Source organism: Prosthecobacter sp., assembly GCF_044222565.1.
Taxonomy (GTDB): Bacteria; Verrucomicrobiota; Verrucomicrobiia; order Verrucomicrobiales; family Verrucomicrobiaceae; genus Prosthecobacter.
This window is the reverse complement of sequence record NZ_JBGANA010000018.1, coordinates 91,950-112,071: the sequence shown is the minus strand read 5'-3', so window position 1 is coordinate 112,071 and position 20,122 is coordinate 91,950. Positions and strand designations below refer to the sequence as shown.

General features: G+C 61.3%; 19 protein-coding genes and 1 tRNA gene. 13 read left to right on the top strand and 7 right to left on the bottom strand.

What is annotated here, in order from left to right; translation table 11 throughout:
* Positions 1 to 149: 149 nt before the first annotated feature.
* The 7 genes from ACILSR_RS23375 to ACILSR_RS23345 all read left to right on the top strand — a co-directional run bounded on the left by ACILSR_RS23375 (position 150) and on the right by ACILSR_RS23345 (position 5,598).
* Positions 150 to 1,511: a right-handed parallel beta-helix repeat-containing protein gene (locus ACILSR_RS23375; RefSeq protein WP_395752223.1), complete on the top strand. Its 1,362-nt coding sequence runs from the start codon at positions 150 to 152 to the stop codon at positions 1,509 to 1,511.
* A 15-nt stretch (positions 1,512 to 1,526) separates the two neighbouring features.
* Positions 1,527 to 3,248 carry a putative ABC transporter permease subunit gene (locus tag ACILSR_RS23370; RefSeq protein WP_395752222.1) on the top strand — a complete coding sequence of 574 codons (1,722 nt, stop codon included), beginning with the start codon at positions 1,527 to 1,529 and terminating at the stop codon, positions 3,246 to 3,248.
* A gap of 34 nt (positions 3,249 to 3,282) precedes the next feature.
* A complete protein-coding gene (locus ACILSR_RS23365; protein ID WP_395752221.1) occupies positions 3,283 to 3,966 on the top strand; it encodes a hypothetical protein in 684 nt (227 codons plus the stop codon).
* A gap of 67 nt (positions 3,967 to 4,033) precedes the next feature.
* Entirely contained in the window at positions 4,034 to 4,411 is a 378-nt protein-coding gene (locus ACILSR_RS23360) for a hypothetical protein (RefSeq protein WP_395752220.1), read from the top strand.
* A 94-nt stretch (positions 4,412 to 4,505) separates the two neighbouring features.
* On the top strand, positions 4,506 to 4,760 hold the full coding sequence (locus ACILSR_RS23355; protein WP_395752219.1) for a DUF4160 domain-containing protein: 255 nt from the start codon (positions 4,506 to 4,508) through the stop codon (positions 4,758 to 4,760).
* Positions 4,761 to 4,763: 3 nt separating this feature from the next.
* Positions 4,764 to 5,054: a DUF2442 domain-containing protein gene (locus tag ACILSR_RS23350; protein ID WP_395752218.1), complete on the top strand. Its 291-nt coding sequence runs from the start codon at positions 4,764 to 4,766 to the stop codon at positions 5,052 to 5,054.
* 217 nt (positions 5,055 to 5,271) lie between these two features.
* Positions 5,272 to 5,598 carry a cupin domain-containing protein gene (locus tag ACILSR_RS23345; protein WP_395752217.1) on the top strand — a complete coding sequence of 109 codons (327 nt, stop codon included), beginning with the start codon at positions 5,272 to 5,274 and terminating at the stop codon, positions 5,596 to 5,598.
* Positions 5,599 to 5,661: 63 nt separating this feature from the next.
* Here ACILSR_RS23345 and sucD read toward each other — a convergent pair whose 3' ends face one another.
* From sucD to ACILSR_RS23330, 3 genes are all read right to left on the bottom strand, one after another.
* Positions 5,662 to 6,567 (bottom strand): succinate--CoA ligase subunit alpha, encoded by a 906-nt coding sequence (sucD, locus tag ACILSR_RS23340; protein WP_395752216.1) that lies wholly within the window; start codon positions 6,565 to 6,567, stop codon positions 5,662 to 5,664.
* 91 nt (positions 6,568 to 6,658) lie between these two features.
* The gene (locus ACILSR_RS23335; RefSeq protein ID WP_395752215.1) at positions 6,659 to 7,027 is read right to left on the bottom strand and encodes a diacylglycerol kinase family protein; all 369 of its coding nucleotides are present in this window, start codon (positions 7,025 to 7,027) and stop codon (positions 6,659 to 6,661) included.
* A gap of 14 nt (positions 7,028 to 7,041) precedes the next feature.
* The gene (locus ACILSR_RS23330) at positions 7,042 to 8,073 is read right to left on the bottom strand and encodes a hypothetical protein (protein ID WP_395752214.1); all 1,032 of its coding nucleotides are present in this window, start codon (positions 8,071 to 8,073) and stop codon (positions 7,042 to 7,044) included.
* A gap of 142 nt (positions 8,074 to 8,215) precedes the next feature.
* On the opposite strand from ACILSR_RS23330, the gene ACILSR_RS23325 reads away from it, so the two are divergent.
* The 3 genes from ACILSR_RS23325 (at position 8,216) to ACILSR_RS23315 (ending at position 10,816) form a co-directional block, all read left to right on the top strand.
* Complete coding sequence (locus tag ACILSR_RS23325; RefSeq protein ID WP_395752213.1) at positions 8,216 to 8,539, top strand: cation transporter; 324 nt, start codon at positions 8,216 to 8,218, stop codon at positions 8,537 to 8,539.
* Positions 8,540 to 8,624: 85 nt separating this feature from the next.
* A tRNA-Ser gene (locus ACILSR_RS23320) sits at positions 8,625 to 8,715 on the top strand.
* 133 nt (positions 8,716 to 8,848) lie between these two features.
* Complete coding sequence (locus ACILSR_RS23315; protein ID WP_395752212.1) at positions 8,849 to 10,816, top strand: serine hydrolase; 1,968 nt, start codon at positions 8,849 to 8,851, stop codon at positions 10,814 to 10,816.
* 16 nt (positions 10,817 to 10,832) lie between these two features.
* On the opposite strand, the gene ACILSR_RS23310 is transcribed toward ACILSR_RS23315, so the two are convergent.
* Positions 10,833 to 11,552, bottom strand: a complete 720-nt coding sequence (locus ACILSR_RS23310; RefSeq protein WP_395752211.1) for a metallophosphoesterase family protein — start codon at positions 11,550 to 11,552, stop codon at positions 10,833 to 10,835.
* Positions 11,553 to 11,636: 84 nt separating this feature from the next.
* Entirely contained in the window at positions 11,637 to 12,566 is a 930-nt protein-coding gene (locus ACILSR_RS23305) for an amidohydrolase family protein (RefSeq protein WP_395752210.1), read from the bottom strand.
* A gap of 90 nt (positions 12,567 to 12,656) precedes the next feature.
* On the opposite strand from ACILSR_RS23305, the gene ACILSR_RS23300 reads away from it, so the two are divergent.
* The gene (locus ACILSR_RS23300; protein WP_395752209.1) at positions 12,657 to 13,247 is read left to right on the top strand and encodes a TIGR00730 family Rossman fold protein; all 591 of its coding nucleotides are present in this window, start codon (positions 12,657 to 12,659) and stop codon (positions 13,245 to 13,247) included.
* Between the two features lie 715 nt (positions 13,248 to 13,962).
* On the opposite strand, the gene ACILSR_RS23295 is transcribed toward ACILSR_RS23300, so the two are convergent.
* The gene (locus tag ACILSR_RS23295) at positions 13,963 to 15,015 is read right to left on the bottom strand and encodes a hypothetical protein (protein ID WP_395752208.1); all 1,053 of its coding nucleotides are present in this window, start codon (positions 15,013 to 15,015) and stop codon (positions 13,963 to 13,965) included.
* Positions 15,016 to 15,131: 116 nt separating this feature from the next.
* Between ACILSR_RS23295 and glsA the strand changes: the two genes are divergently transcribed.
* Positions 15,132 to 16,952, top strand: coding sequence for a glutaminase A (gene glsA / locus ACILSR_RS23290; RefSeq protein ID WP_395752207.1), 1,821 nt, complete (start codon positions 15,132 to 15,134; stop codon positions 16,950 to 16,952).
* Positions 16,953 to 16,957: 5 nt separating this feature from the next.
* On the opposite strand, the gene ACILSR_RS23285 is transcribed toward glsA, so the two are convergent.
* Positions 16,958 to 18,031, bottom strand: coding sequence for a beta-propeller fold lactonase family protein (locus tag ACILSR_RS23285; protein ID WP_395752206.1), 1,074 nt, complete (start codon positions 18,029 to 18,031; stop codon positions 16,958 to 16,960).
* Between the two features lie 126 nt (positions 18,032 to 18,157).
* On the opposite strand from ACILSR_RS23285, the gene ACILSR_RS23280 reads away from it, so the two are divergent.
* On the top strand, positions 18,158 to 20,116 hold the full coding sequence (locus ACILSR_RS23280) for a sialate O-acetylesterase (RefSeq protein ID WP_395752205.1): 1,959 nt from the start codon (positions 18,158 to 18,160) through the stop codon (positions 20,114 to 20,116).
* Positions 20,117 to 20,122 lie beyond the last annotated feature (6 nt).

Below are 20,122 nucleotides of genomic sequence, written 5' to 3'. Positions count from 1 at the left end.
GAGGAAGAAAATGCGGTCAGTGGTGGCATACGTCGCGTGGATGTCGTGGGTTTCAAGTGATTGCAGGCGGCTGTACGATGAGACGTTTTCTCAGCATCCGTGTCAGCTTCAAATTGACGAAATCCCCGGCGCGCAGATAGGCTGCACAAATGATCACAAAAACCTTTCTTCTGCTGCTGGCCGCAGCGGGCATGGCCGTGGCGCAGCAACCGGTGGGCGATGGCAAGACCGATGACACCGCCGCCCTCCAGCACCTCTTCGACACCGTGGGCAGTGTGAAGCTGCCGAAAGGCACCTACCTGCTGACGCAGACGGTGAAAATAGATCTGAGCAAGACCGGCTTCGCCGCGCTGAGCGGCGATGGCACGGTGCGGCTGATCATGGCAGGCGAAGGACCTGCGCTGCACTTCGTGGGCACGCATGAAGGCTCGGCGGCGCCGAGTTCCTTCAAGCCCGAAGTGTGGGAAAGCCAGCGCACGCCGATGGTGGATGGCATTGAAATCGTGGGCGCGGATGATGAAGCGGACGGCATTGAAGCCACCGGCACCATGCAGATCACGCTGAGCCGCGTGGTCATCCGCGAGTGCCGGCATGCGGTGCATCTTTCCGTGCGCAACCGCAACGTGCTGATCTCCGCCTGCCATTTCTACCACAACACGGGCATCGGTGTGTTTTATGACAATGTGAACCTGCACCAGTCAAACATCGTGGGCAGCCACATCAGCTACAATGGCGGCGGCGGCGTGGTGTCCATCGGCGGGAACGTGCGCAATCTCCACATCGGCACCTGCGACATCGAGGGCAATCACGCCAAGGACGGCCCCCCGAGCGCGAATGTGATGCTGGACTCACGCGGCGGCTCCATCGGCGAGGTGGCCATCACCGGCTGCACGCTGCAGCACACCAACAAGTCACCGGATTCAGCCAACATCCGCATCATCGGCTCCGGCACGGACGAGTCACTGCTGCGCCGTGCCGGACGTGATACCACGCGTGAAGGCAATGTGACGATTTCCGCCAATGTGTTCAGCGATGTGCAGGTCAATGTGGAGGTGCAGCACTCACGCGGTGTCACCATCACCGGGAACACCTTCTGGGAGGGCTTTCAGCATGACCTCGTGGTGACAGACAGCGACCACGTGGTGGTGACGGGCAACAACTTCGACCGCAATCCGCGCTATCTGGTGAATGGCAACGACAACGCCGAAAAGAACGGCATCCTCTTTCAGCGCTGCACGGACAGCACGCTGAACAGCAACGTGATTAGCGGCGTGTGGAAGCAGCGCGCGGCGGTGGATGTGGAATCCTGCAACCGCATGCAGATCTCCCACAACAGCGTGCTGGACTCCGACGGCGCAGCCCTGCGGCTGGAGCAGGTGACGAACAGCATCGTCACAGGCAACATCCTCCGGGATGACCGCGAGGAGGCGGCGCGCAGCAAGGAGCCCTCCCTCGTCATCTCCGGCGGCAAGGACAACGTGATCGAGCAGAATGTGCTGGGCAACAAATAGGACGCGCAGCGAGGCATGACGACTGCATCCGCCACATGGCTGCTGGCCAGAACCCACGGCCGCATGCTGCGCCACAAGCTGCGCCATGGCATGCGTGAAAACAAGCTGCTGAGCCTGACGGTGGGCACCTTTCTCGGACTGTACAGTCTGGCCGCCTACCTGCTGGTGGGGCGCGGGCTGGAGTTCATGGTGAAGCTGCCGCTGATCGGCCCGCTGCTGACGGAGCGGCTGGTGTTTCTGCTGTTCTTTTTCTTCCTGGTCATGCTCGTCATCTCCAATGCCACCATCACCGGCATGAGTCTCTTCAGGCGGAAGGACATGGAGTGGCAGATCGCGCTGCCGCTGCCACCGCGCAGCCTGGTGCTGTGGAAGACGCTGGAAGGCATGCTGCTGGCCAGCTGGGGCCTGCTCATGCTCAGCACGCCCATCCTGCTGGCGCTGGCCCAGACCTACAAGGCGGACCTGAGATTCATGCTGGCGGTGCTGCCCGCGCTGCTGGCTCTGGTGACCATCGCTGCAAACGTCTCCACCTGGCTGCTCATCGCCCTGGTGCGCTGGGCACGCCGCTGGATGTGGAAGCCCGTGGCCGCGGGCGCGGTGCTGCTGCTGATCCAGACCCTGCCCGTCTGGAATGCGGGTGTGGAGACGCTGAACACGGGGGACATGGGCGCGAGTTTGAATCAAATCCTTCGCCACACGGAAATCTGCATGCACCCGCTGCTGCCCAGCTCCTGGGTGGCGGAAACGATTCAGGCCGCCGGACGCGGAACCTTTGAGCGCGCCGTGTTTCTCAATCTGGTGCTGCTGGCCAATGCGGCCATGTGCATTCTGATCACGTCAAAGATCGCCAGTGCGTTCTATTATCCGGCGTGGAACCGCATCATGAGTGCGGCACCGGGCGGAAGCCGCAAGCCCAGGTCCGCAGAACCGCAGGTCGCACCCGAGCGCAAAGGCCGCTGGCGGCGGCGCATCCTGGCGCTGGACCGCGCCTCCTATGCGCTGCTGCTGAAGGAGGTCCGCACCTTTTTGCGCGAGCCGGTGCAGTGGGGGCAGACCGCCATCATTTTCAGCCTGCTGCTGCTGTATTCCATGAATCTGCGCAAGCTGGGCTACGACCTGCAGAGTCCGTTTTGGATCACCGTGGTCAGTCATCTGAACCTGCTGGTGTGCTGCCTGGCGCTCTCCACGCTGACCACCCGCTTCATCTACCCGCAGTTCAGCCTGGAAGGCCAGCGCCTGTGGATCCTGGGCCTGTCTCCCCTGCCCCTGCACCGCGTTCTGGCGCTCAAGCTCCGGCTCAGCGCCAGCGTGCTGGCCCTCATCATGGTCACGCTGGTGGTGGTCTCGGGCGTCTCCCTGGCGCTGCCGTGGCAGCGCATCCTGTTTTTCAGCGCCTCCATCCTCATGCTGAGCTACGGGCTCACCTCCCTGGCACTGTCTCTCGGGGCGCTGGTGCCCAACTTTAAAGAGGCGAATCCCGCGCGCATTGTCTCCGGCTTCGGCGGCACGGTCTGCCTCATCGCCAGCTTTGTCTATATAGTCTGTGGCATGGTGCTGCTGCTGATTCCCTCCTGGCAAAATCTGAGCCAGACTGCCGTGGTCATGGCCGTCTCCAATGGCCGGATGGAGCTCATGGCGCTCGGTGGACTGGCTGTGCTAACCGTGGTATTTGGAGGCATTCCCTATTTTTTTGCAAAGCGGCAGACGAAAAATCTGGAATACTTAAGACATCTGTAGTATTTGGGAATTGGAAATAATTTCCAGCACTCCCATGATCACTCGCAAAGCTCCCGCTCTCGCCACGGCATCTGGTCCCCAGGATGACAATCTCCTTGTCTTTGAAGACGCCCCTGAATTCATGGACGGACACGCAGTGGCAAACTCGCTGGAGAATGTCGATTCCAAGGTGAAGGCCGCCCAGGAGCAGCTCCTGGAGCTCCGCCGCCAGCAGGAGGAAATCGAGCGCCAGAAACAGCATCTCGAAGCCCTGCGCGTGAAGCAGGAGCGCTTCGTCGCGGGCAAGCGTGACCTCGTGGAAAAAATCAGCCGCTCCGCCAGCCTGGTGGAACGGGAGCTTTATGACGCGCAGAAGCGTGTGGAGGAGTTTGCCCTCACGCACGATGAATTCCGCCGTCATCTGGAAATCCTGAAATCCCTGCAGCCTGAGAAGTGGCACCGCTCCCAGGTGAGCGAAGAGCTCGACAGCGCCCTGGCCGCCATCGAAGACGCCGAAGGCGACTACGCCAAAGGCATCCGCCGCCTGCATGCCATGGGCCCGCAGGAAGGATCCGCCGCCGTCAGCGGCAGCGCTGATGAAGTGGACTCCCCCATGGCTCCTTCATTCCTTTCCAACACCGATGACCTGAAAACCTGGATGCGCCGCGGCTTTGCCTTCACGCTTCCGCTGATGGGCACGGTGCTGGTGGCCATCGTGCTCATACGCCTGATGTTCTGATCCCCGTCGTCAGCTTTGTCTGAGTTCGATTGTTCTGAGTTCGCGAATCCCTTCACCTCTCCACTTTATGGCTCTGTTTTCTGGCAATCGCAAAGTTCGCTCCCGCCGTCCCAAATCCGCCCAGGATTTGAAGAAGGAACCTGCGCTGCAGCGGAACTCACGCCATCTGGCGAAGCGCTCGGATGAGCTCAACAGCAAGATTCACCGCCTGGAATGCTTCATCACCGCAGCGCCCGAGATTGAGCGCCGTCAGCGCCTGGCAAATGTGAACATTGTGCCGCCCATGGAAGCCACCCCGTCCCCGCGCAAACGCCGGGTGCCGATCGCGAAACAGCGCGCACGCCGCAGTCAGCATCTGCGCATGGCCACGGAGGGCCTGCTGGTCCTTGGCTCCATCGCCGCCGTCGTCGGCTGGCTGAACCAGTGGTTTCACTTTTGGGGCTGAGGCTGTCAGTTATCACTTTTGTTCGGCGGGAGAACTGCGTGGAATCGTTGTATTTCCGCTTCCACACCTCGGCCGCGCAGAGTAATGTCCAGCTGTGCCGAAGCTTACCCGCCAGCCCGTCGCCGGAATCAAGTTCACCATGAACTTCCGCGAGCACAATCCGCCACACTTTCATGCTTCCTACAAGGGCCATGAGATGGCAATGCTCTTCAACGGCACGGTACTCGTCGGCAGCCTGCCTTCGGCACAGGAGCGCATTGCCGCCGAATGGGCTCGCCTCCATCAGGCTGCTTTGGCAGAGCGCTGGGAGCTGGCGCAATCCGGCCGCAATTTCACCACTATCGACTAAATCATGAGCACCACCACCCTGGACACCTTGCCCTCGCTTCAGGAATGCAGAGTCACCACTCTGCGCGTCAATGGAGACCACCTCCTCGCCGTGCGGTTTCGCGATGGTCTTGTGGCCGAACTGGACTTTGGAGACGACGTGCAGACCGACCACGGACCGATGGCCGAGCCTCTGCGAGATCCGGCTTACTTCGCCACAGCCACCATTGAGGACGGCACTGTCACCTGGCCCAATGGCTACAACATTGATCCGGTGACACTCCACACCTGGGCTAGTCAAGGTTACGTCAAATAGTCGTCGTCGGACCTCAGCACGCGCGTGCCCATCATCATGTGACTTGCGGAATACCACTCACTTGATCAGCGAGCGGCCCGCAAACGTTCAAGAAACGAGTTCCGTATGAAGCACAATGATTTCCGGCTTAGCGTCTCTCTGCCTGAGACCAACCCAACGGGCTCGCACGAATTCTTTGGCGCCGCATTACTGCGGGCAACCATCGAGGAATCAGCCCATGAATATCTCAAACATCCGGGAATCAACGGAGGAATTTCACCTCCTGGTCACAACAGGCCGCAGCCAGACCGCCACCATGACGCTCGTCAGCGGCGCGGCCACATCAGACGAACCCAACACGCATCCTCACAGCGATCAGGTGGTGCTGATTCTGGAAGGCGAGGTCGTGGCGGAGATCGGCGACGAGCGCCACGCCATGCATGCAAACGATTGCGTGACCATCCCTGCCGGCGTGAAGCATCGGTTCATCAATGAAGGCCGCCAGACGGCATTCGCCTTCACAGTGTACGGACCACCGGCTTACCCGACCGACGACCCGGCCTGAAAAAAAACGAGCGACAGACACGAAGGCCTGCCGCTCGCAAATCAATCGATGCGTCCTGCGCGCTTACTTGCCCCAGCGCTTGAGCAGTGTGGCGGCCATGTCAGCGGGAGAGTCGGAAACGGCGATGCCGCACTCGGCGAGGATCTTCTTCTTGGCAGCGGCTGTGTCGTCCGCGCCGCCGATGATGGCGCCGGCGTGGCCCATGCGGCGTCCGGCTGGAGCGGTGGCTCCGGCGATGAAGGCGGCGATGGGCTTCTTGCAATTGTCCTTGGCCCAGCGTCCGGCCTCGACTTCGGCGTTGCCGCCGATTTCGCCGATCATGATGATGGCCTCGGTCTCGGGGTCATCGTTGAACATCTTGAGGACGTCGAGGTGGTTGGTGCCGTTCACCGGATCTCCGCCGATGCCGACGCAGGTGCTCTGGCCGTAGCCACGGGTGGTGAGCTGCCAGACAGCCTCATACGTGAGGGTGCCGGAACGGCTGACGACGCCCACGTTGCCACGCTTGTGAATGTAACCCGGGGCGATTCCGATGCGGCAGCCGCCATGGGATTTCTCGCCGTGTCCGGGAGTCACAAGACCCGGGCAGTTCGGGCCGATGAGGCGCGTCTTGCGTCCCTTCATGGCGGCCTTGACCTTGATCATGTCATTGACGGGAATGCCTTCGGTGATCGCCACGGCCAGATCAAGGTCAGCATCCACGCTCTCAAGGATGGCATCTGCCGCGAAAGGAGGCGGCACAAAGATCACGCTCACAGTCGCACCGGTCTCACGCGCAGCTTCGGCCACGGTGTCAAACACCGGCACCTTTTTGCCAGCGTGCTCAAAAAACTGGCCGCCTTTGCCCGGGGTCACACCCGCCACAAGCTGGGTGCCGTATTCGATGGAAGCCTTGGCATGGCGCGAACCGAAATCGCCGGTGATGCCTTGAACAAGAATGCGGGTGTCGGTTTCAACAAGAATGGCCATCGGAATGTGTCTGGGTGAGGATTTTGGGGGGCGTGAAAGCGCCGCATCATAGGAGAGTGCTCCGCTGCGTCAAGGCGGCGGCGGAATAATCTCAGAGCAGACGCCACAGTCTGGGCACGAAGACCAGCACACCCACGCCTAGAGCCGCCAGCGCCGCCATCAGCACCGCAGCGGCGGCGGTGTCCTTCGCACGACGGATGGGCTCCTCCCACTCCTTGCTCACACGGTCCGCCAGGATTTCGAGCGCCGTGTTCAGCAGCTCCGCGGCGCAGACCAGGCCGATGGCCAGCAGCACCACGCACCACTCCCATGTCTCAATGCGCAATCCCAGGCCAAATGCGACCACCAGCAGCGTGGCGAAGGCATGGAACTGCAGATTGCGCTGAGTTTTCAGCGCGTATGCCAGCCCCGCCAGCGCCGGACCAAAGCTGCGAATGACTGAGGCGAGCCAGCGGTACATTCACCACTCTGCGGCTATTTCTTGTCCACCACAACCGGCTCAGACACTTTTTCCACCAGGGCGCGGAAGTCCTTCAGCCACTTCGAAGCATCGGGATGGCTTGGGTAGTTCTGGATGATCTTGAGCATGTCTGCCAGCGCGATGACCGGGTTCACGTCATTGGACACGAGGTAGCTGTTCTTCTCCCACTGCATGCGCGGGCCGGCGTCCTTGCTCCATTCACCGTATTCGTTTTCGCTCATGAGCGCCTTGCGGATCGCCACGTCCGCCGCGATGCGGTTGTCCCACTGCGCAGGGAGCTCCGTCGGCTTCTCCGCCAGGAAATAGGGGAAGATGACATTGGAGTAGATGCCCTTCACGTTCAGCGGCTGGTACTCCCATTCCTCACGCTTGAGGAAGTCTTCCAGCGAATAGGCCTTGGCAAAGTCAGAATCCGCCACGGATTGGCGCAGGGTGCCCAGGATGTCTCCGGCAGGCACATTGCCGCCGCCTTTGCGCCCGCCTTTGGAATCCTTGTCCGTCACCGCGCCGGAGGCGGAATGGGTGGTCGTACCCTGAATGGCGGAAATGGCTTTGCCCATGAAAGCCTGCAGGGAGTTCACAATGGGCGCCATCTTCTTGGGCTCGTCCGCATCCTGGGCCTGGATCGTGAGCACAAGATATTCCAGCTGCAGCCACAGCGCCTTTTTGAAGTCTTCGTCCTTCAGCTTGGCCTCGTTCCGGCTGGACCAGTCCTTGAAATCCACCGCCTTCAGGTTCTTGCGGTCAAAGTGCTCCAGCTTGTAGCAGTCCATATAGAGGCCGAGTGCCGCGGCCGGGCTGGCCATTCCTTCACGAAACTTGGCCATCGCAGCCGTGAACACAGACCCCCTGCCCTTGCTGATCTGCGCCTCCACTTTGTCCAGCTCCTTGAGAATGTGCTCCGTTTGCGCCGGAGTCAGGATCACTTTCGTGGTGGGCTCCGTTTCAGGTGCCGCAGGAGTTTGGGCGATGGCAGGAGAGACCAGCAGGGCGGCGAGCAGAGGCAGAAGGTGGGTTGGTTTCATGGTCGGAGGCAATAAACACGGCATATCGCGGATGGGAGCACTAAAAATCTTCGTCCGCGAAAATCTTTCCACCCAACGTCCCAGACCGCTACAAACTTGGACTTGGCTGAACAAAGTCATCGGTTATTTGTGTCCCCCCTTTATGACACGCTCTGCTTTTCTCTTTGCCCTTGTGGCCCTTTTCACCATTCCCGTCTCTGCGGGAGATGCTCCGGTGAACTACGTCGCTGAAATGACCGGCATGGTCTGCGCCGGCTGCAAGGATCATGTGACCGCCTCTTTCACCAAAATGGAGGGCGTCTCCAAGGTCCAGATCGTTCCTGGCGAGAAGCCCGGCACGCAGAAAGTGACGGTGACCTCCACTTCCTCCACCCTGACCAAGGAGCAGGCCGTCGCCTCTCTGGGAGCCTCTGCGTCCACCTACATCGTGCACGCCTGGAAGAAGTCTGACCAGCCGGCGAACTGAGTTTAAAATCAAAGGTCAAAATCGCTTGCCAGAAAGCGTGACTGCGCCACACTCCGCGCTCTCCTTTTGCCGGAGCAAGAAATTTGGACAGGTGTCAGAGTGGTCTAATGAGCACGCCTGGAAAGCGTGTGTAGCCTAAACAGCTACCGAGGGTTCGAATCCCTCCCTGTCCGCCATTCTTCAAAGACGAAGAAGAATGAAGAAATCTCGGCAACTGTGAACGAAGCACCAAGGCCGGCATCAAAAGGCACCGTGCAGTACGGAAGAGTTTCCGGTGACCGTATGACTCTGGCACCACCTCTTCTTGCCATGAAACACCTCTGGACGCTCGTTGTCCTCCTCCTGACCACCCTCGGAGGGATCGCGGATGAACTTCCCGGAACGACGCAGTTCACCTTTCGCGCTGAAAAACTCGCCGCGCTGGATGCCACCATCGAACAGGCCATCCAAAGTTCGATGATTGTGGGCGGGGCGCTATGGGTGGAGCACGATGGCGTGTCCTACCACAAGGCGTATGGACAGCGCTCGCTCAAGCCAGTCACGGAACCCATGACCGAAGACACGATCTTTGACGTGGCCTCCATCACCAAAGTCGTGGCAGGTGCCAGCGCGGCAATGCTGTGCCTGGAGCGCGGCTTGTTCCAGCTGGATGACCCCGTGTCCAGGCACCTGCCAGAGTTTACCGGCGAAGGGCGAGAAAAAGTCACCCTCCGGCACCTGCTGCTGCATTCTTCCGGCCTGCCGGTGAATCTGGACCCACGCACACAGCCGTTCGCCACGCATGACGAAGCCATCGCGCAGATCTTCCACACCCGGCTGCGGTTTGAGCCAGGCGCCCACTTTTCCTACAGCAGTGTGGGAACCATGCTGCTGGGCGGGGTGGTCGAGCGCCTGACTGGGAGGAAGTTTGACGAGTTTTGCACCGCGGAAATCTTCAAGCCGCTGCGCATGAATGACAGCGTGTTCCGCCCCGGCGGCGAGAAGCTGCAGCGGGTCGCGCCCAGCAGCGCGCCGCAGCGCGGGCTGGTGGATGACACAGTGGCGCGGCTCTCTGGCAACGTCGCGGCCCATGCCTCTCTCTTTACCACCACAGCGGACCTCGCCCGCTTTGCCCGCATGATGCTGAACCTCGGGGTGCTCGATGGCATCCGCGTGTTCAAACCCGAGACCGTAACGCAGATGACCAGCGTGCAAAGCCCGGCGGATCTGACCAGTCCCGATGCCAAAAACCTGCCCGTGCGCCGCGGCCTCGGCTGGGACATCGACACGCCGTACCGCACTCCGCCGCATGACTACACGCTGCATCGCGGGGCGTTGTTCCCCATCGGCGGATATGGCCATACCGGCTGGACCGGGCAGATGCTGTGGATTGATCCCTTCTCCCGCACCTTCGTGATTTTTTTATGCAACCGCTACGTGGAGGGAGCGCCAGACACGCGCCCCGGTGTGTATCGTATGCACCACCGCATCTCCACGCTGGCCGCGGAAGCCGTGCAGGGATTTGATTTTAAAAACGTGCCCGGGGCACTGCCAGCGCATGCCGGCACTCAGGAGGCAGCCCCTTTCAGCAACAGCCTGGGCATGAAGTTTGTCCCCGTTCCGGGCACGCACATCCTCATGTGTGCGCATGAGACACGCCGCGCCGACTATGCCACGTATGCAGCGGCGCACCCTGAAGCGGATGCCTCATGGAAAGATCCCAGGCTCGGCAGCCTCTCCGCCACCGTGGCTGCGGATCACCCGGTGGTGAATGTGAGCTGGGACGATGCGAAGGCGTTTTGCGCGTGGCTCAGCCAAAAAGAAGGCCGCACCTACCGGCTGCCAACGGATCGAGAATGGAGTCTTGCGGCAGGCCTCGGCGCACAAGAAACCGACTCCAATGCCACGCCGGAAAAACTGAGCGGCCAGCTCAAGCATGTTTATCCCTGGGGAGACACCTGGCCTCCCGCCCAAGGTGCAGGAAACTACGCTGACGCCGAATGCCGGAAGCAGATCCCGGCGGAGAAGATCATCGCAGGCTACACGGACGGCTTTGCCCTGACCTCTCCTGTGATGAGCTTCCCGCCCAACGCGCTCGGCATCCATGATCTCGGAGGCAATGTGTGGGAGTGGTGCGAGGACTGGTTCAACGCCGACAAAAAAGACCATGTGCTGCGCGGTGCCTCCTGGGGCAGCAGCGCCCCGGTGCCGCTGCTGACTTCCTTTCGTGGCAATCAGCCCTCCACCCGCCGCTGGCGCTGCGATGGCTTCCGCTGTGTCGTGGAAATGCAGCCTTAGATGAACCAATGCTTCGTTACGCGAGCCGCGCCGCAAATTTGCCCGGAAGTCCCGCCGCGTGGATCGCCCGCTGGGCGCCTGCGATGTCATAGGAGACGCGCCGCCACCAGATGTCGTTGTGACTGCGGCGGTAGATGAGATAGCAGGCGCGCTCGTCCCGGTCTCGCGGCTGGCCCACGGAGCCCACATTGATGACCTGCTTCACTCCGGCGCGGAGGTTTTCGAGACTGGTGGTGATCACGGCCCGGTCCTCCCCTTCCACCCATAACTTGGGCTGATGCGTATGCCCGACAAAGCACACCGGCCTGACCTGATGCCTGAAGTGCAGGGCCGCATCGCCTCCCTGCAAAATGTAGGGCCATGTCTCGGAGTCATGCAGCGCGGCGTGCACCGCCTCGAAATCTCCACCGTCATAATGGTAGGAGCACGAGCGCAGCCAGGTGCGCTGGGCATCTGTGAGCTGCTCGCGCGTCCACTCGATGGCCTGCCGCACTTCGTGGCTCACCTCTCCAATGCCCCTGCCGCTCAGGGTGTATTCGTCGTGATTTCCCAGCAGGCTGGCCGAACAAAAATTCCCCACAAGGTCGATGCACTCCGCAGGGTTGCCGCCATACCCGACAATGTCTCCCAGACAGATGCATTCAGAGATTCCTTGGTCGCGAATGTCTGCCACCACAGCCTCCAGCGCCTGCAGGTTGCCGTGAATGTCGCTGATGAGAGCAATGTCCGAGGTCATAGGCTCTCTCCATTAGCGCCGCCAGGCTCACCATGCAGCCACCTTTTCTGCTCCTATTCTGCGGTAGGGCTCCAGCCGCAGTCCTCAGACGGCTGCTGCAGAGAAAAACACCTTTTCCGCCGTGCCGCGCAGCATCCAGGCCTTGTCCTCGGCGCTGAGGAAATCAAGGCGGTCACGGATGATAGCGATGGCGTGGTGGTAGTCATGGCCGTGCTCGACCTGGAACGGGCAGTCGCTGGCCCACATCACACGCTGGGGTCCGAAGGCGTCACGCACCTGGCGGATCAGCGGGCCCATGTCGAGGTAGGGAGCTTTTTTGGCCCCCAGGGCATAGAAGGCGGAAGCTTTGACGTGAGTCTTCGCATGCCGGGCCAGGCGCAGCAGACTCTGCACCTCCGCAGGCTTGGCCGGGCCTGCCATGCCGAGACGGGCAAAGTGATCCACCACCACGCTGGTGTCCGGGTACCATTCGCACATCTTGTCGAGCAACGGCAGGGTGTCGGGATTGATCAGCGGGCAGACGCTGACTTTCAGCTCAGCCGCCGTCTTCCACAGCGTGGCCATGCCCGGAGAGCCCAGCCAGGCCGAGAGGTTTTTCTCTTTGCCGGCATTGATGCGAAAACCACGCACGCCCTGTTTGACGAGGCCACGCATCGTTTCGGCCACACCTTCCGCGTTTTCGTCCACGATGGCCACCCCGCTGAAGACGCCGGCGTGGGCGCGCATCATGTCCAGCATGTAGCTGTTGTCCGTCTGGTAGTAGCTCATCTGGATGAGCACGACGCGGTTCACACCCTCCGGCCTGCAGTGGGCAAACAGCTGCTCCGGCGTGAAACTCGGCGGCCGCATGTCGCTGACGGCGTAGCCCCGCGCGAGCGGATACTTTTCCACATCAGGCGTCCAGACATGCACATGGGCGTCGATCCAGTTTCCCCCTCTGGAACCTGGCAGCAGGGAGCATCCAGTCAGGGCGGCGGCAGAAGAGGCGAGGAAGGAGCGGCGGGTCTGTTTCATGGGCGGACTATATCGTAGCGGGCAGCGTGCCTGTTGCGCAAGCCTTTGCACCAGCAGCGGAAAGCATTCATGGTCATGCGTATGTCCCGAATGCGCCGAATCTGTGTCTATTGTGGTTCCTCCTCTGGCAATGATCCCCTGCACCGCTCCGCCGCCCATGCGCTGGGCGCGTTTCTGGCGCGGAACGGCATCGGCCTCGTCTATGGCGGCGGCCACGTCGGGCTGATGGGAGCCGTGGCGGACGGGGCGCTGTCAGAGAAGGGAGAGGTGATCGGCGTGATCCCGCAGTCCCTCATGGAGAAGGAACTGGGCCACGGCAGCGTCACGGAGCTGCACGTCGTCAAAAGCATGCACGAGCGCAAGCAGCTCATGGTGGACCTCAGCGAGGGCTTCATCGCGCTGCCGGGCGGCTTCGGCACGCTGGACGAGCTGTTTGAGACCCTCACCTGGCTGCAGCTCTCCTTCCACGACAAGCCGGTGGGCCTGCTCAATGTGGGCGGCTTCTTTGACGGCCTCATCGACTTCATCGGCCACATGACCCGGAGCGGATTCATCCGGGCTGAGCATGCCGCCAGCCTGCTGGTGGCCCCCACAGCCGAAACTCTGCTGGCCCGCATGGAGGAGTTCCGCCCGCCAGATTTAGGCAAGTGGATCGAAAAACTGGCTGCGGAGGGGCGCTAGCCGCCCACACAACCCGGACTGTAAAAAAGGACTTTTTAGTTGCGCCGAAGTACAAACCATTTGTTCGCACTTTTCTCCTGCGCGGAGAGCACTTCTTGACAGGTTGTTCACAGTGAATTCGGAGTTCTCATTTCTGGGGAACGCTAAATAAGCGGCTAAAGAAGAGGAGCAGGCGGAGCGATGCGCCCAGCAGCTCCGCCCGCCGTCGTGGAACCCTTGTTTTTGAATCGTGGAACAGCCTGAACCCTTTCTGAAATCAACGTTTTCGTCACGGTTCTCACCAGGCGTGCGATCGGAGAACATTTTTTCCAAGCCCCTCTCGCAACGCGTTTAAATTGTTTATTTTCAAAGTTTTACACAACTATTTAACCTTGGAAACAACATAAACAAAGCCATGTTATCTCTTGACTGCCATAGGTTTCCTGCCTCGAACACCCCATAAATTTCGTTTTCCAAAAAATTTGCCTCCGGGAACTCCGCGCCATGCGCAATTTGCTTAAAGGCGACGGTCATTTCGCCTGCACAGAGTTTTGTCCGCCACTCTCAAAATCGCAAATTTAGACGCAGTTTAACCCGGCATGAGGGGGAAAGGGTGATGAACGGCCTCCATTTGTTCACAGGACTTGTGGAGAATTTTCGCCACGTGCCTCATTCAGCCTGATTTTTCGTCGAATTAGAAAAGCACCTATGCCCTCAAAGCCACTATTCCCCGGGGTCACTGCTTTACGATCTTGAGCACCCGGTTGTTGTAGCTGTCAGTGATATACAGCTCGCCCGTATCCGGCTTGATGGTCACGCCATGGGGGCGGGAGAGCTGGCACTGGAGGGGATCTCCGTTGACGCCGGCGCTGCCGGACTTGCCGGTACCGGCGATGCGTTCGATCTTTCCCGTCTTGGGGACATAACGGCGCACCAGATGGGCCTCGGCGTCGGCAATGATGACGCTGTCGTCCACGTCCACGCAGAGGTGCTTGGGGCCGTTCATGGTGGCTTCCAGAGCCGGGCCGCCGTCCCCTTCTCCGCCCTTCTTGCCGCTGGCATTGACGACCGTGCGGATGTGGCCGGTCTTGTCCACCACGCGGAGGGCGTTGCCGCCGCGCTCAAGGATGTAGATGTTCCCCTGGCGGTCGGGAGCCACGGCGCGGGGGTCTGAAAGCGGGGCTTCCACAGCCACGGCACCGTCTTCAGGCCTGCCTTTCTTGCCATTGCCAGCAACGACACGGCTCTTATGAGTGGCCAGGTCGAGTTCATGGACCTGGAGCAGATCGGCGATGTAGAGCTTCGTCCCGTTGAAGTTCAGGGTGATGCAGTAGGGGCCGTTGCCCTTGGCCTTGCCTTCGGGCGCACGCCAGCCTTCCAGGGTGGAGACAATCCGGGCCTTCACATCCACCACCCGCACGCGGCCGTTCCAGGTGTCCCCGATCAGCACCTTGTCATCGGGCAGCATGGCGAGATTGTGCGGGCCATTGAACTGGGCGCGGATAGCCGGGCCTCCATCGCCGCTGTCTCCAGGCTGCAGCTGACCTGCCACATGCTGGATGGTGCCGCCGCCGTCCACCTGCAGCAGACGGTTGCCGGAGACCATTTCCACGATCCACAGGTGGCCGCCGGAATCAAAGGCGGTGCCGAAGGGTTCTTTGAGCCTGGCTTCCGTGGCGGCGATGTCCACGGCATCCTGCGTACCGCCGCCGGCGACGAGCACGATTTGATCCGCATGAGCGGCGAATGGCAGGCAAAGGGCGAGGAGGCAGGAGCGGAGAGAGATCATGATGGTGCAGGACAATACTGAATGAGAAGGTCGTTTTAAACGGGATTTCGTGTGAACCCGCGAGTGTATTTTCAGAATATTACTCAGTCGGCACGCGGAATGCTTTAGCACATGGGATGCTCTCTCCCATCCAAGAGTACGTCGAACAACTGCACTCTCGCTACGCGTCCAGCAACGAAGGCCATGTGGCCGATTACATCCCTGAACTCTCCAAGGCAGACCCGCGCTGGTTCGGCATCTGCATCGCCACACGTGACGGCCATGTGTATGAGGTGGGAGACACACGGCAGACCTTCACCATCCAGTCCATCTCCAAAGCGCTGGTCTATGGTCTTGCTCTGGAAGACCGGGGGGAGGAGCACGTGCTTTCCCGCATCGGCGTGGAGCCTTCGGGAGAAGCTTTCAATGCCATCAGCCTCCGGGAAGGCAGCGGCGCTCCCTTCAATCCCATGATCAATGCCGGCGCCATCGCGACAGCCGGCCAGATTTTAAAAAAGGACGGCAGAAACCGCATCGAGCGGATCATGGAATACCTCAGCGGGTTTGCCGGCAGGAACCTGGCAATCAATCAGGAGGTCTATCAGAGTGAAAGCAGGACCGGGCACCGCAACCGCGCCATCGGCTGGCTGCTGCGGAACTTCGGCATCCTCGATGAAGATCCGGACGAAACGCTGGAGACCTACTTCCAGCAGTGCTCCGCGGAAGTCACCTGCCGGGATCTGGCCCTGATGGGTGCCACGCTCGCCAACCAGGGCGTACAGCCGCTCACACGCAGGCGCGCCATCCCCTCTGAATATGTGGACAATGTGCTGGGGGTCATGGCCACCTGCGGCATGTATGACTGGTCCGGCGAATGGATCTACCGGGTGGGCCTGCCGGCCAAAAGCGGCGTGGGCGGCGGCATTCTTGCCGTGCTGCCCGGGCAGCTTGGCATCGGCATCTTCTCTCCTCCCTTGGACAAGCAGGGGAACAGCGACCGCGGCATCAAGGTCTGCATGGATCTCTCCCGTGAACTGGCGCTGCACATGCTGAACCCCACGGCGACCCCGCTTTCCTCCGTGCGGCTGGCCTACCATGGCGGAGAGGTGGTCTCCCGCCGCCGACTCCCCCCGCAAGCGCGCGAGCTGCTGCGCATCAATGGGGACATGATCCAAGTCATGGAACTTCAGGGTGGACTCACCTTTACCACCATCGAACCGGTGATCCGTCATGCGACGGAACTCGGGGCGAGCTGCAAGCACATCATCTTTGACCTGCGCGCGGTCGTGAATGCCAATTCGGTGAGCCTCATCCTGCTGGCCAATCTGGGCACGCGTCTCGCCACCCGGGGCGTGAACGTGCTCTTCTGCCACCCCGGCAGGCTGATGGCGGCGCTGCGCACCGTGGGAATCGCCGAAAAAGAAATCTTCACCACCTTGGATGCGGCCCTGGAGGAGTGTGAGGACTCGCTGCTGCTGGAGGTCACCGGTGCCTCGTGGCGGCCCCATGCCCCTCTCAGCCTCAAATCATGCAGCCTGTTCCGCAACTGCACGGGCTCGGACATTTCCTTCCTGGAGCAGGAGCTTCCACGCCGCCAATACGCCAGCGAACAGACGATCATCAGCGCAGGAGACATGGCCGCCGAAATGCTCGTCTTGGTCAGCGGCAACGTGGAGGTGCAGATCCGCGTGGACCAGGAAACGCGCAAACGCATCGACGTCCTCACCGCTGGCATGACGGTGGGAGAGATGGCCTTTCTGGACGGTTCCGCGCGCTCTGCCGACGTCGTGGCTCTGGAGCCTGTGGAGTGCGTGGTCATTTCCAAAGCCTGGTTTGATGGCCTGAACGAGCGCAATCCGGCCCTGAAGATCACACTGCTGCAGGAAATGACGCACGAGATCGCCTCCCGCCTGCGGCAGGCGAACCTCTCGATCTCGGCTTTTCACCGCTCGGCGTAGAGCCACTACTTCTTCTTCAGCACGCGCACGCGGTGCGTCTCGCTGTCGCCGATGAAGACGGAGCCGTCGGCATCGCAGTAGATGCCATGGAGCCGTGCCATTTTGCACTTGAGGGGATCGCCATCGGGGCCGTCGCCCTTTTCACCAGTGCCGGCGATGAGTTCGAGATTGCCGGTTTTCGCATCGATCATGCGCACGCTGTGGCTCTCGGTATCGGCCAGCCAGGCGTTGCCAGCGGCATCGATGGACACGCCTTTGGGGCCGCTGAGAGTGGCAAGTTTGGCGGGGCCGCCGTTGCCGGTGAAACCCTTGGCGCCGGTGCCGGCCACGTGGTGAATCTTGCCGGCCTTGAGATCAAATTTGAAGACCTGATTGCCCTCGCGGGTCACGAGCCAGAGGCTGCCGTCCTTGTCAAAATCGAGTGAACGCGGGCCTTTGAGAGGGGTGCCTGCGATGGGGGCGCCATCCGGTGTCGCGCCGGGTTTGCCGGTGCCGGCAAAGGTGCTGATGGTGCCGGTCTTCATGTCGATCTTGCGGATGACGTTGTTGCCGATGTCGCAGACATAAAGGCTGCCGTCCGGGCCAAACTGGATGCTGTGAGGCTGCTTGAACTGCGCCTTTGCCGCCGGGCCGCCATCGCCGCTGTAACCGGCCACTCCCGTTCCGGCAAAGGTGGTGATGATCTTCGTCTTCATGTCGATCTTCCGCACGGCGTGGTTCGTCATGTCCACGACGTAGAGATCTCCATTGGCGTCAAAGCGCAGCTCGTGAGGCAGGTTGAAGGTGGCCTGCAGCGCGGGACCGCCGTCGCCGCTGTAGCCCTTCTTGCCGGTGCCCGCGATGGTGCTGATGGTGCCGTCCGGTGCCACGCGGCGGATGCGCTGGCCGGTGTACTCGCAGAACCAGATGGCGCCGTCCGGGCCGTGCACCACGCCAAAGGGATTGTCAATCTGCGCCGCCGTGGCCTGACCGCCATCGCCACTGCCGCCCTGAGTGCCGTTTCCGGCGAAGGTCGAGATGGTCCACTCGGCTGCGGTGGCGGATTGAAGAAAAAGAGCGAGGGCGAGGATGGTGCGCATGGTGATTGGAAAACAGAAAGGATGCAGGGAGCCGGCGTGAATGCCAAGCTGGAAAAAGGAGTACGCAATCAATCCACCGTTTCAGTGGCGCAATTCTGCAAGCCTGCCAGAATTCGCCCATCAACCATGAAACCGCTGATTTTCTGCGTCTGCCTCACCGCCCTGACCGCCGCTCATGCGGCCGTCCAAATGCCCTCCGTCTTCACCGACCACATGGTGCTGCAGCGCGATCTGCCGGTGCCGGTGTGGGGCAAGGCCGCCCCCGGTGAGGAGGTGACCGTGGAGTTTGCCGGGCAGAAAAAATCCACCAAGGCAGACGCTGCCGGCACATGGATGGTGAAGCTGGATCCGCTGAAGGCCAATGCCGAGCCGCAGGTGCTCAAAGCTGGCGGCGTGACGATCCAGGACGTGCTGGTGGGCGAAGTGTGGCTCGCCTCCGGCCAGTCCAACATGGAGTGGGAGATGCGGATGAAGCCGGACAGCACGGCGGACATTCCGAAGGCAGATCACCCCAATCTGCGCCTCATCGAAATCCCGAAGATAGTCGCTCTGACTCCGCAGGATCAGGTGCCTGCGGCGTGGGCGCGCTGCACGCCGGAGAGCGTGGCCACCTTTTCGGCCATCGGCTACTACTTTGGCCTGCGTTTGCAGGAAGAGCTGAAAGTGCCCGTGGGCGTCATCCTCAGCGCCTGGGGCGGCACACGCATCGAGCCATGGACCAGCATCGAGGGCTTTGACGCGGTTCCTTCTTTGGGCGAGTTCGCAAAGGACACCCGCTCAAAGCTGCCCGGCAACGATGCCTACCGCGCGGCGCAGGAGAAACACCTCGGCGACATCGAAGCCTGGTCCAAGACCGCACGCACCGCCCTGTCCCAGAAGCAGGCCGTGCCACCGCAGCCTGCACAACCGACGACGCTGCCAGCCAACCAGGTCACGCCGACCTCGCTGTACAATGCCATGATTCATCCGCTGGTGCCCTATGCCTTCCGCGGCGCCATCTGGTACCAGGGCGAGTCAAACCACAACGAAGGCTTTGTCTACACGGACAAAACGAAGGCGCTGCTGGCCTCCTGGCGCAGTGTGTTTCAGCAGCCGGACCTGCCGTTCTACTTCGTGCAGATCGCCCCATGGCAGTATGGCGCGGAGGACGTGGAGATCCTGCCGCAGTTCTGGCAGGCGCAGCGCGAGTGCCTGAAGATCCCGCACACAGGCATGGCCACCATCTCGGACATCGGCGAGGTGGGAGACATCCACCCCGCGCACAAAAAGGAAGTCGCGCGCCGTCTTTCCCTGTGGGCGCTGGCCAAGGACTACGGACACACCGAGATCGATCCCAACGGCCCGCTGTATGCCAGTCATGCGGTGGAGGGCGCGGCCATCCGCGTGAAGTTTGAGCACACGGGCGGAGGTCTCGCCTCCCGCGATGGCAAGCCGCTCACGCACTTTGAGATCGCCGGCAAGGACGGCACCTTCCACACGGCGGAGGCCAGGATTGAGGGAGACAGCGTCGTCCTCACCGCCGCCGCAGTGCCGCAGCCGCGCCGTGCACGCTTTGCCTGGAGCAAGGTGGCCATTCACAATCTCATGAACAAGGAGGGCCTCACCGCCACCGCCTTCAACACCCACTGGCCCGTCGATCCGGACATGGGCGACAACCTCGCCCGTGGCTGCACCTGGGAAAGCAGCGACAAAAACACCTACGGCTGGGACACCGGACTGACCGACGGCTCCGTGCTGGAGGTTCCGCCAAACTGCTACGCCACCAGCGACTCGCCCAAGTTTCCGAAGCACGTCACCATCGATCTGAAGAAGGCGCAAGCGATCAATCTGGTGCGTGTCAGTGCGCCGAGTGTCGGCTCCACCAAGACGGTCTCCGTTTCCGTCAGCACGGATGGCAAGACCTTCCGCGAAGTGGGAAAACACACCTTCACCCTCGGGAAAGCTGAAACAGCAGGCCTGACCTTCCCGGATGCCGAAGCGCGCTACCTGCGCATCACCTATGTGGATCGTTACGATCAGCTCGCGGGGCAGTTCCCCAACACTTTTGCGTTCACCACGGAGGTGGAGGCGTATCGGACGAAGTGAGGAGCG

What these genes read in the sequence shown, in the direction of transcription:
- ACILSR_RS23375 (WP_395752223.1), top strand. Translation starts at nt 150, where the DNA reads ATGATCACAAAAACCTTTCTTCTGCTGCTGGCCGCAGCGGGCATGGCC.
- ACILSR_RS23370 (WP_395752222.1), top strand. Translation starts at nt 1,527, where the DNA reads ATGACGACTGCATCCGCCACATGGCTGCTGGCCAGAACCCACGGCCGC.
- ACILSR_RS23365 (WP_395752221.1), top strand. Translation starts at nt 3,283, where the DNA reads ATGATCACTCGCAAAGCTCCCGCTCTCGCCACGGCATCTGGTCCCCAG.
- ACILSR_RS23360 (WP_395752220.1), top strand. Translation starts at nt 4,034, where the DNA reads ATGGCTCTGTTTTCTGGCAATCGCAAAGTTCGCTCCCGCCGTCCCAAA.
- ACILSR_RS23350 (WP_395752218.1), top strand. Translation starts at nt 4,764, where the DNA reads ATGAGCACCACCACCCTGGACACCTTGCCCTCGCTTCAGGAATGCAGA.
- ACILSR_RS23345 (WP_395752217.1), top strand. Translation starts at nt 5,272, where the DNA reads ATGAATATCTCAAACATCCGGGAATCAACGGAGGAATTTCACCTCCTG.
- sucD (WP_395752216.1), bottom strand. Translation starts at nt 6,567, where the DNA reads ATGGCCATTCTTGTTGAAACCGACACCCGCATTCTTGTTCAAGGCATC.
- ACILSR_RS23335 (WP_395752215.1), bottom strand. Translation starts at nt 7,027, where the DNA reads ATGTACCGCTGGCTCGCCTCAGTCATTCGCAGCTTTGGTCCGGCGCTG.
- ACILSR_RS23330 (WP_395752214.1), bottom strand. Translation starts at nt 8,073, where the DNA reads ATGAAACCAACCCACCTTCTGCCTCTGCTCGCCGCCCTGCTGGTCTCT.
- ACILSR_RS23325 (WP_395752213.1), top strand. Translation starts at nt 8,216, where the DNA reads ATGACACGCTCTGCTTTTCTCTTTGCCCTTGTGGCCCTTTTCACCATT.
- ACILSR_RS23315 (WP_395752212.1), top strand. Translation starts at nt 8,849, where the DNA reads ATGAAACACCTCTGGACGCTCGTTGTCCTCCTCCTGACCACCCTCGGA.
- ACILSR_RS23310 (WP_395752211.1), bottom strand. Translation starts at nt 11,552, where the DNA reads ATGACCTCGGACATTGCTCTCATCAGCGACATTCACGGCAACCTGCAG.
- ACILSR_RS23305 (WP_395752210.1), bottom strand. Translation starts at nt 12,566, where the DNA reads ATGAAACAGACCCGCCGCTCCTTCCTCGCCTCTTCTGCCGCCGCCCTG.
- ACILSR_RS23300 (WP_395752209.1), top strand. Translation starts at nt 12,657, where the DNA reads ATGCGCCGAATCTGTGTCTATTGTGGTTCCTCCTCTGGCAATGATCCC.
- ACILSR_RS23295 (WP_395752208.1), bottom strand. Translation starts at nt 15,015, where the DNA reads ATGATCTCTCTCCGCTCCTGCCTCCTCGCCCTTTGCCTGCCATTCGCC.
- glsA (WP_395752207.1), top strand. Translation starts at nt 15,132, where the DNA reads ATGCTCTCTCCCATCCAAGAGTACGTCGAACAACTGCACTCTCGCTAC.
- ACILSR_RS23285 (WP_395752206.1), bottom strand. Translation starts at nt 18,031, where the DNA reads ATGCGCACCATCCTCGCCCTCGCTCTTTTTCTTCAATCCGCCACCGCA.
- ACILSR_RS23280 (WP_395752205.1), top strand. Translation starts at nt 18,158, where the DNA reads ATGAAACCGCTGATTTTCTGCGTCTGCCTCACCGCCCTGACCGCCGCT.